General features: G+C 39.9%; 7 protein-coding genes. 2 read left to right on the top strand and 5 right to left on the bottom strand.

What is annotated here, in order from left to right; all coding sequences use genetic code 11:
* Window positions 1-292: 292 nt before the first annotated feature.
* The 5 genes from bcp to HHO41_RS13925 all read right to left on the bottom strand — a co-directional run bounded on the left by bcp (window position 293) and on the right by HHO41_RS13925 (window position 3,928).
* Entirely contained in the window at window positions 293-760 is a 468-nt protein-coding gene (bcp, locus tag HHO41_RS13945; RefSeq protein WP_169099644.1) for a thioredoxin-dependent thiol peroxidase, read from the bottom strand.
* Between the two features lie 77 nt (window positions 761-837).
* Window positions 838-1,239 carry a two pore domain potassium channel family protein gene (locus HHO41_RS13940; RefSeq protein WP_169099642.1) on the bottom strand — a complete coding sequence of 134 codons (402 nt, stop codon included), beginning with the start codon at window positions 1,237-1,239 and terminating at the stop codon, window positions 838-840.
* 79 nt (window positions 1,240-1,318) lie between these two features.
* On the bottom strand, window positions 1,319-2,104 hold the full coding sequence (locus tag HHO41_RS13935; protein WP_169099640.1) for an ABC transporter permease: 786 nt from the start codon (window positions 2,102-2,104) through the stop codon (window positions 1,319-1,321).
* 7 nt (window positions 2,105-2,111) lie between these two features.
* Window positions 2,112-2,903, bottom strand: a complete 792-nt coding sequence (locus HHO41_RS13930; protein WP_169099638.1) for an ABC transporter permease — start codon at window positions 2,901-2,903, stop codon at window positions 2,112-2,114.
* 14 nt (window positions 2,904-2,917) lie between these two features.
* The gene (locus HHO41_RS13925; RefSeq protein WP_169099636.1) at window positions 2,918-3,928 is read right to left on the bottom strand and encodes an ABC transporter ATP-binding protein; all 1,011 of its coding nucleotides are present in this window, start codon (window positions 3,926-3,928) and stop codon (window positions 2,918-2,920) included.
* Window positions 3,929-4,157: 229 nt separating this feature from the next.
* Between HHO41_RS13925 and HHO41_RS13920 the strand changes: the two genes are divergently transcribed.
* Both HHO41_RS13920 and HHO41_RS13915 read left to right on the top strand, forming a co-directional pair.
* On the top strand, window positions 4,158-5,453 hold the full coding sequence (locus tag HHO41_RS13920; RefSeq protein ID WP_169099633.1) for a glutamate-1-semialdehyde 2,1-aminomutase: 1,296 nt from the start codon (window positions 4,158-4,160) through the stop codon (window positions 5,451-5,453).
* Between the two features lie 328 nt (window positions 5,454-5,781).
* Window positions 5,782-10,248, top strand: coding sequence for a glutamate synthase-related protein (locus HHO41_RS13915; RefSeq protein ID WP_169099631.1), 4,467 nt, complete (start codon window positions 5,782-5,784; stop codon window positions 10,246-10,248).
* Window positions 10,249-10,621: the final 373 nt, after the last annotated feature.

Here is a 10,621-nt window from a genome sequence, read left to right as displayed (position 1 = left end):
ATCTCACAATAAGTACCTTGCGCTTCCTTAGTGGTTGGTTGATGTGTACCCCCACAGCGGACTTTCACCACCTAGATAGTTGCCATGCCTGGCACACAAAAAAAAGCGAATCATCTAGATTCGCTAAAGAACATCTGAGGAGGTATGCCCTAATATAATGTATTCACATATAGATAAAAAGAATTGGACAAAAGCCTTTCTTAAAAAAAATAGGCTTGCCTTATAAAAAGGTTTTAATTACCGCGAAAGGGTACATTTGGCGCTATCAAGCGGATAAATAGGAGCCAGCCTTTTAGAGATTTTCTTTAATAAACTGGAGCGCTTCCTCAACATGCCCTTTTACTTTGACCTTTCGCCATTCCTTTACAAGGACACCATTCTTATCGATGACAAACGTTGACCGCTCTATTCCCATATATTCTTTACCAAAGTTTTTCTTAAGCGTCCACACTCCATAGCTTTCAGCTACTTCATGCGCTTCATCAGCCAATAACTGGAAAGGTAACCCATGCTTTGCAATGAATGTTTCATGACGTTTCAGCGGGTCAGGACTCACACCAAGAATCACTGCGTTTACTTCCTGAAATTGATGATGATAATCCCGAAAATCACATGCTTCAGTCGTACATCCAGGTGTCATATCCTTTGGGTAAAAATAAAGCACAACATTACTCCCGCGGAAGTCTGATAATTTTACTTGTTTCCCTTCACTAGAGGGTAGTTCAAATTCCGGCGCTGCTACGCCTACTTCTATTGCCATAAAAAATCCTCCCTACATCCAAAACTACTATGTTAAGCCTAGCCGATTTTCCCAGAAAATACAATTAAACGACTTGGCTACTCTCGATCAAAAACTGCCCGTGCCACAAATGCCGCGGCAATGGTATGGCCAATCAACGCTTCATTGATTGCAATTAATCTTCCAATTCCAATTGGGGTAATATCACCATAACCAACAGAGAACAATGTCATTCCGCTAAAATAAATATATGTCTTAAGCTGAGTAAAAAAGCTAATATGATCCATTTCACTTCCATCGACGATAATTTGGAAACCCTTCATTTCAAGCATCATGTATAACAGTCCAAAACCAATCATGATCGTAGCATACAGCATCGCCAGCATAAAAAAGTTCTCTAATGATACAGGATTACTGCGAACTGAACGTGGCAAAAATAACACTCTTAGACTCATTAATATACAAAAGATGACGCAGACAAATAATACATAAAAGGCCATGGATTTCGCTCCCTTATCTCACTAATAAAGAATACGCACCATGACCTTTCTATATGCTAGCTTGTCTTATTTTACAAATTTAATTACCTGCACCACAGTACCGTTTAACCCCTTCATTCCACACCATAACGGAGATTGCAAAAAAGATGATGCCAATTAGCGGAGTAATATAGGCGTAAGTATACCATTGACTTTTGCCCAAGAAAAACGATGCGGGATAAACACCAACAAACGCAAACGGCAAAATCCACGTTAATACGAAACGAATCACCTTATTATAGATATCCACAGGGTAACGACCATAATTGCTAATATTGTACATCATCGGCATAATTGAAGTTTGCGAATCTGACCAAAAGCTAATACAGGCAATCAATATAAAAATACCTGCATAAACGAAAACGCCACCCAACACGAAAATTACAAACAAGAGCGGATCGAACCAGTGCAACTCTATATTAAGCCGCATCCCTGCATACATCATTACCGCTATCCCGGTAATACCGCCGAACAGTGACTCCAGTTCCATCCTCTCAAGGATAATTTGAAACAGGCTGTGAATCGGCCTAGTTAAAATCCGGTCTAATTCACCTTTGACAATGTACCGTTCATTAAAGTCCCAAATGTTAAAAAATGACGAGAATAATGCCCATGGCACAAGAAAAAAGCCATATATGAAAATAATTTCTTCTCGGCTCCACCCTGCTAATAGTTGTGTATGCCCGAACACGATTAAAATAAACACGAAGTTAACTGCCTGTTGTAATAAATCAGTGACAATTTCAACGATAAGGTTGGAGCGATATTCCAATCTTGTTTTTAAATATTGGGCGACATATTGAAAAAAGATTTTTACGTAGAACATTCGACTGTCACCCTCCTTGAATAATCAGCTGCTTTTTGGCTAGGTTCCAAAGAAAGTAAATTGGAATGAGTAATACTCCAACCCAAACAGCTTGCGAAAATATAGCTTCAATTGCTTGTTGATGGGAAAAACCGCCAGTAAAAATCATGCTCGGATAATAGCTAATCCCTTGAAACGGCAGGTAATTCATAATACTTTGAGCCCAATCCGGAAAGAAGCTGATTGGCAAGAGCAAGCCTGAAAATAAATCAATGACAACCCGTTTCGCTCGAATAAGACCACTATTATTATATAGAAAGAACGTGGCAAGACCTGTTAGTAGATTAATTTGTGTATTAATAAAAAAGCTAAATAAAATCGAGATAAAAAACAATAATAGTGCACCAGGTGTAATTGAAAAATTCAACTGAAAAACAAGCGCAACAATTACCATTCCAGGCAACGAGAAAAAGAACAAACGGAAAATCCCTTCTCCTAAGCCTTGCATCACCTTCATGCCTAAATAACTGTATGGACGGATTAATTCAACTGCGACTCTTCCTTCCATAATCTCCATCGCCATTTCTCGATCAAGATTATTAAAATAAAAAGCCCGCGCCATCCACGCAACTGCGATATAGGTCGTCATTTGTGCGACCGTTAATCCTTCAATTTCCGCTTTATCGCCATAGATGCCGTTCCATAGGAAGTAACAGGCTCCGATATTAATACTATAAATCAGAATTCCTGTGTAGTAGTTAGTCCGATAAGCGAGCATCATCAGGAAGCGAATCCGAATCATTTCCATATACTTATTCATTCGTATTGCCTCCCTTATGCTGTGCCTTTTTCATAGATATTGCGGACAATTTCTTCTGTTGATAATTCATTGATTTTCAAATCTTTCACTTTATATGTTGTAACGATCTTGGCAATGAGATTGGAAATCAATTCATCATTATCGTTTTCAATATGCACAGTAAAGGTTTGATTGTCTTGGTCGACTTCCCAACTTAATGGATAATGGCTCGTTAATTTTTGCAGATCGCACAGTTCTACCTGTTGTAAAAACTGAAATTGAAGGTCCTTCCCATCGCCCCATTTTTCTTTCAAACTGGCAAGTGCACCATCATAAATGATTTTTCCATCATCAAGCATTATGACCCGTTCACATAAAGCTTCAATATCAGATAAATCATGAGTTGTTAGTAGCACAGTCGTATTATACTTTTGGTTTATTTCCTTAAGAAATTCACGAATCTTCAATTTCACCAGGACATCAAGCCCAATCGTTGGTTCATCCAGAAATAATAATGGTGGATTGTGTATCAGTGCAGCAGCAAGTTCACAGCGCATCCGTTGACCTAAAGATAGCTTGCGGACAGGTTTATCCAATAATGGTTCAATATCCAACGTCTTAATGACATGGTCCATATGATCGTTATACTGGGCATCAGAAACCTTATAGACTTTTTTCAGAAGGCGAAACGATTCTTGTACTGCGATGTCCCACCATAGCTGCGAGCGTTGCCCAAAAACAACACCGATGGTTTGCACGAATCGTTCTCTTTCCTTATGAGGATTCATCCCATTAACCATGACTTGACCCGCAGTTGGTGTAAGAATACCTGTGAGCATTTTAATCGTCGTCGATTTACCAGCGCCGTTCTCACCTATATAGCCAACCATTTCCCCTTGTTTAATTGTAAAATTAATATCGTTTACTGCAGGAACTACTTTATAGTTTCGCGTAAACAAATCGCGAAAGGCACCCTTTAAACCAGCCCTACTTGAATACGCCTTAAATTCTTTTCTTAAATTGTTTACTACGATTGCATCCTTCATATTATTCTCCTCCAACATCGTTTGCGGCAGCCCTAAATTAATAGTTTATCGAACCATCGTAATGAACTCAACAAACATGATTCAATTTTTTAAGAAAGGCTGTCAATTGGAAAAATCACCTTATCAAGACATTTTCTGATAAAATGATAATGCTGATCGACTTTAAGACTTCATCTATATATACTTTGTCCCAAACACTTAGGATAAAGAGAATTAAGGAGGAAAAATCATGAATTTTATCAACTCAGAAAGAATACATAATGAAGCACTGCAACACATCGTCGGTGGAGTGAACAGTCCCTCACGTTCCTTCAAAGCAGTAGGTGGTGGCGCACCGGTTGTCATGGAAAGAAGCCAAGGGGCATACTTCTATGATGTTGACGGCAATCAATATATCGATTATTTAGCCGCATACGGTCCAATTATTACCGGACATGCTCACCCACATATTACTGAAGCGATAAAAAAAGCAGCGGAAACAGGAGTTTTGTTCGGCACGCCAACACCGCACGAAGTTAAGTTTGCAAAAATGTTAAAAGAAGCAATTCCGTCCCTTGATAAAGTTCGTTTCGTTAATTCAGGAACCGAAGCAGTTATGACGACAATTCGTGTGGCCCGTGCCTATACCGGTCGAGATAAAATCATTAAATTTGCCGGTTGTTATCACGGTCATTCAGATCTAGTCCTTGTGGCTGCCGGCTCTGGTCCATCAACCTTAGGTACTCCAGATTCTGCAGGTGTACCAAAAAGCATCGCCCAAGAAGTGATTACCGTACCATATAACGATGTTGACGCCTACAAGGAGGCGCTTGACAAATGGGGCGATCAAGTCGCTGGCGTTTTAGTTGAACCGATTGTCGGCAACTTTGGAATTGTTGAGCCAAAACCAGGCTTCCTACAAGCAGTTAACGATTTAACACACGCAGCTGGAGCTCTAGTGATTTACGACGAAGTCATTACTGCGTTCCGCTTTATGTACGGTGGCGCTCAGGATCTACTCGGAATTAAACCAGATTTAACCGCACTTGGAAAGATTATTGGTGGCGGTTTACCGATTGGCGCGTATGGTGGTCGAGCAGATATTATGGAAAAGGTCGCTCCACTTGGTCCAGCATATCAAGCTGGAACGATGGCAGGTAATCCAGCATCAATTTTAGCAGGTATTGCTTGTCTTGAAGTGCTCCAGCAAAAAGGTGTATATGATTATCTTGACGAATTAGGTGCAGTGCTTGAAGAAGGCATTTTAGCTGCGGCAAACGAACATCAAATCCCGATTACCATCAACCGTTTAAAGGGTGCATTAACGGTTTATTTTACAAACGAAAAAATTGAAAACTACAAACAAGCTGAAAATACGGATGGCGAAACGTTTGGGAAATTCTTCAAATTAATGCTTCACCAAGGAATTAACCTTGCTCCTTCCAAATATGAAGCATGGTTCCTCACCATTGCCCATACAAAAGAAGATGTCGAAGCTACCATCAATGCCGTAAATCATGCATTTTTCATGCTTAAAAATGAATAATTATACAATACACCAAAACAAACCAGAAGAAATGTAAATCTTCTGGTTTTCTTATTAAACCTTGCAGAATGTACATTTCCGGTTACCAAAATTTCTTAAAATTACCACTATAAATACCATTCATTCATATGCACGATTAATTGATTTCTGAAAATTCCTATGATAATATTAAAATACCATTGTGTTAATATTACAATTCTTTAATCAATGCTTGGAAATTCATATCTTTTTTCGATAATTCCAAGCTTTTTTTAGTTTATTTACACAAATATCGATATTAGGAGGTGAAACGGCTTTGTAAGGTATTCCTTTAATAAAGCCGAGAAATATGAATCAAAAATGGAGCCCTTCTCTATTTAGTGATTTCCGTAAGCAAGAGCACGATGCTTGTGGAATCGTGGCAAGTCTAGAAAAGAAAAAAATACCTACTAGGGAAAATATCTTTCATTGTATTGATGCCCTAGTACTGATGAATCACCGCGCTGGCTTTATTAATGGTGAGGGTGATGGAGTCGGGATTCATATTGATATCCCTCGCCAGTTATGGAAGGAAAAGATTGCAAACACAGGTGCTGATTCAAGCGTAACAGACCGCGACAATTTTGTTGTTGGCCACATTTTTATTACCAAAAATGCCGGACCAAAGGAAATCATTCAAACACTGCAAAAAAAGCTATCAAAACATGGCTTTGAAATAGTTTTTCAATCAGACCAAGTCACAGATTCTAGCGCACTCGGTCCAATCGCTATTCAAGAAAATCCTGTCTTTTGGCAATTCGCTTGCCTTGCCCCTGTATCCGGAAAGGAATTATCACAAAAGCTGTTTGAAATGACCGTTGAATTCGAAAAAAATGAAGCGGTTCATGTTGCCTCTTTAAGTCAATACATTGCTGTATATAAAGTAATGGGCGCAGGCGATATACTCCCTAAATATTACGACGACCTCGCTAGCCCAAGTGTCGCATCAACGATTACATTAGGGCATAACCGATATTCAACCAATACATTATCTAGTTTTTTCAGAGTTCAACCATTTGCAGTACTAGGGCATAACGGTGAAATCAACACGATTGCCAAATTACGTGATGAAGCAAGAATGATTCAAGTTCCATTAGTAAAAGATGGCAGTGACTCTCAAGATTTGAGCAGAATCATTGAGACATTTATTTGCCGTGATGGCTACTCTTTGTTTGAGACAATGGATGTTTTATTTCCACCAATCATTAATGAAATCAAGGCTTTCCCTGGGCATTTAAAAGACCTATATACTTATATTCGTGAGGCATGGGGTCATTTCGCACAAGGGCCTGCAGGTATAGTTTCCCGTTTTGCAGATGAAGCCGTATTTAGTGTTGATGCCCTTGGTCTAAGACCACTATGGATGTTGGAAACTGAAAAATCATTCCTATTCGCTTCAGAGCCTGGTATTATCGCAACAACAGAATATATGAATGATCCAAAGCCTCTTGCACCTGGCGAAAAGGTTGGCTTTAAATGGAATGGCGATAACTTAAAGACCTATTTCATGAAAGAATATCAGGAGGAAGTATACGAACGCTTTACTTCTAGAATTGAATTTAAGGATGCTGGAAAAAGAATTCATCCACCAAAAACGGAAAAGACGATTACAATTAACTACCCAACGAAAATTACAAATGGGCAATATAAAGCTTTTGGATGGGAACGAGATCATATTCAATTAGTTGAGCAAATGGCAGAAAAAGGTGTTGAACCTATCCGTTCTCTTGGTCATGATGCACCACTTGCCAGCTTGAATTTAGAGCGCAGAAATATTCCCGATTTTATCAAAGAAAGTGTTGCAGTTGTTACCAATCCTGCCATTGACCGAGACCGAGAAACTGAACATTTCTCAACCCGTACCATTATTGGAAAGCGTCCTGCACTCTTTTCAAAGGGAGAAGCGGGTGTCGTCGTTGAGCTTACAACACCGCTATTAATTGAAGGAAAAATTGGCTATGATTGTTCGGCTGAAATTGAGCAACCTAGTTTTGATCAATTAGTTCACATCTTTCAAACGAATAAATTAGTTTCATATTTACCAACAACCTTTACTGCAAATGAAAATATCCAAGATGCGTTAACTCGCTTAACCGATACTGCTATCGAAGCCGTAAAATCAGGTAAAACCTTATTAATTCTCGATGATGCCGATGCACATCAACAAGATTCATACTGGATTGACCCACATCTTGTCACTTCAGCAATCGATCAAGGGCTAGTAAAAGCGGGTGTACGCAGAGATTGCTCTATTTTACTTCGCTCGGCTGCAATCCGTAATCTTCATGATGTCATGATCGCTTTCGGTTTAGGTGCAGATTGTATTAGCCCGTATTATATGTTCACAACAGTTGTCGATGACTCATTAAAAACTGTTAAAAATCTATACAGTGCTCTTACTAAAGGTGTTGAAAAAGTCATCTCCACGATTGGTATTCATGAATTACGAGGTTATGGACGCTTATTCTCAGCAATTGGATTGAATCAAGAAATTGCTGAAACACTTAATATTACTAACTTCTTTGGTTCGAAGAATCTAGTCTACAATTTTGAGACACTAAAAGAAGATTCACTACTTCGGGCAATTGATTATCATAATGAAAACGAACGAATTGGTAAAACGTTTAATCTTTTCCCAAGAATTTGGAAAGCAATTGGTGAAATGGCTGCTACAGGCAGTTACGATGTCTACCGTGATAAAATTTCTGAACAAGAAGTTCAAAATCCTGTAACCATCCGTCACTTAATTGATTTTAAAAAGGCAAATCCAATCGGAACTTCTGAAGAGGTAGATCTTCGCGTTGGCGAGCATGATTTACCATTCGTGATTGCTTCGATGTCGTTTGGATCACAAAATGAAATTGCCTTCCGGGCTTATGCTGAAGGAGCCAACCGACTAAATATGGTCAGCCTAAATGGTGAAGGCGGCGAAATTAAGGATATGCTTGGCAAATATCCGAAAACACGCGGTCAACAGGTTGCTTCAGGGAGATTCGGGGTTAACGCTGAACTATTGAACTCATCAAATTTACTTGAAATTAAGATTGGTCAAGGTGCTAAACCAGGTGAAGGCGGACATTTACCAGGCTCTAAGGTTACGGCTAAAATTGCTGAAGCGCGAAATGCAACAATCGGTTCGGATTTAATTTCACCATCAAATAACCATGATATTTACTCAATTGAAGATTTGGCTCAGATGATACATGAATTAAAAACAGCGAACGATAAAGCCAAGGTCGCAGTTAAGGTCCCTATCGTACCTAACATCGGTACGATTGCCGTTGGTATCGCTAAAGCTGGCGCCGATATTATTACCCTAAGCGGCTTTGATGGCGGTACTGGAGCGGCAAGAATTCACGCGATTCAGCACGTTGGTCTGCCAGTGGAAATTGGTGTAAAAGCGGCACATAACGCTCTTTTAGAAGCAGGCTTACGACATCATGTAGAATTATGGGCTGATGGTGGAATCAAGAGTGCTAAGGATGTCCTTAAAGTCATGCTGCTTGGTGCAAACCGAATTGGTTTTGGCACCCTATCCATGGTTGCAATTGGTTGTACAACATGCCGTGGTTGTCATTTAGATACATGTCACGTCGGAATTGCGACACAAATTGAATCTGAAGCTCAAGCAAAATCCCATGGCTTACGTCGTTTCGTTCCAAGACAATCAGAACTGGCAGTACAAAGTATTGTCAATCTATTTACCGCTTTTGGCTCAGAATTGAAACATTTGGCAGCTTCAATTGGTATTAAGAATCTTCAAGATGCTGTTGGTCGTTCTGATTTACTTGAACAAACACACGGAACTGGTCAGTTAGACTTAACTTATCTATTAAAGGCATTGGATATAAGTCCATTAAGTGCAAAAGAAGCTGTTGCTTCCTTTGAATCTTCACAGCTCCAGGTTGCTGTTGGTGCGGAATATTTGGATTCAGTTGTTGCTGACCTCCATCATTCCCGTGAATTTAAATCAGTCAATTCCGAGCAGCGCGTCCTTGGTAGTCGTGTCTCCTGCCATCGTGTACGTGGTCGTTTAGATGGTTCATATCATGATTTACCACCTGTTAATTTAAAATATAAAGGTTCTATTCCAGGTAATGGCTTAGGTGCTTACAACTGTGACGGAATCAATATTGAAATTAGTGGGGGCGCCCAAGACGGTATCGGTAAAACGTCGTTTGGCGGCAGTATTCAAGTATTTAAATCAAAAGGAAATGATGGGAAATTCTACAATGGTTCCGTAGGTAAAGGCTTCGGCTATGGCGCACAAAAAGGCCTGCTAGTAGCTCAAGGCGATGCAGACGCTCGTGCTGGAATACGTTTATCTGGTGCCGATATCATTATTGGTGGTCAATTAAAACAACCGATTCCTGAAAATGAAACTGGTAATATCGGTACGAATGCTAATATTAAAGGATTTGCCTTTGAGTACATGACCAACGGAAGAGGCCTCGTTCTCGGTGACCCAGGACCATGGATTTGCGCTGGTATGACCGGTGGTGTCATTTACCTCCGTCATCAGCCGGAAATGGGCTTAACAAAAGATGCAATTGCTCGCAGAATTGCTAAAGGTGCTAAAGTTAACGTAACACCACTTACCGAAAAAGGAAAAGCTGATATTAACGAATTGCTAGGTGTATACGTAGAAGCACTTAAATCACAAGGGCAAACAGAAGAGTCTGAAAGTTTAGCGCAGCTACTTGTAAATCCTGAAAAATATTTTGTTCAAGTAGTCCCTGTAAAAGAACAAGCTGACCCGTCTGTATCAACTGAGTGATTTGAAAAGCGGAAGGCGCCCGTTTATCGGCGACAAGCACAAGACGAGACGGCTAGAAGGTTGATTTTTACCTTCTGGACGGATTGTTCGAAAAGCGGAAGCGGCTGGCCCAGGAGCGGCAGGCATAAGACGAATCACGCAAGAGACGTTAGTCTCTGGAGTGAGTTGGCTTATGACCCGAGCTCCTAGCCGCTGTAGCTAGACACGCTTGTGACCTCGAGCCGATGGCGCCTGAAGCTAGACACAAAACTATATTCAAAGCTTTTATTAATTTAATTTAAACTTAAAATCGTCTGCAAATATTGCAGGCGATTTTTTTCATAAAATATCTCTTGAACTTGTGTAGTAAACATTGTATAGTACAATATTGGTT

This window comes from Bacillus sp. DNRA2, from assembly GCF_012843265.1.
In the GTDB taxonomy this organism is placed as follows: Bacteria; Bacillota; Bacilli; order Bacillales; family Cytobacillaceae; genus Bacillus_BU.
This window is presented reverse-complemented; position numbering and strand designations above follow the sequence as displayed.

Bases quoted from the DNA above. Each gene is read 5' to 3' on its own strand.
- bcp (WP_169099644.1), bottom strand. From the start codon at position 760: ATGGCAATAGAAGTAGGCGTAGCAGCGCCGGAATTTGAACTACCCTCT.
- HHO41_RS13940 (WP_169099642.1), bottom strand. From the start codon at position 1,239: ATGGCCTTTTATGTATTATTTGTCTGCGTCATCTTTTGTATATTAATG.
- HHO41_RS13935 (WP_169099640.1), bottom strand. From the start codon at position 2,104: ATGTTCTACGTAAAAATCTTTTTTCAATATGTCGCCCAATATTTAAAA.
- HHO41_RS13930 (WP_169099638.1), bottom strand. From the start codon at position 2,903: ATGAATAAGTATATGGAAATGATTCGGATTCGCTTCCTGATGATGCTC.
- HHO41_RS13925 (WP_169099636.1), bottom strand. From the start codon at position 3,928: ATGAAGGATGCAATCGTAGTAAACAATTTAAGAAAAGAATTTAAGGCG.
- HHO41_RS13920 (WP_169099633.1), top strand. From the start codon at position 4,158: ATGAATTTTATCAACTCAGAAAGAATACATAATGAAGCACTGCAACAC.
- HHO41_RS13915 (WP_169099631.1), top strand. From the start codon at position 5,782: ATGAATCAAAAATGGAGCCCTTCTCTATTTAGTGATTTCCGTAAGCAA.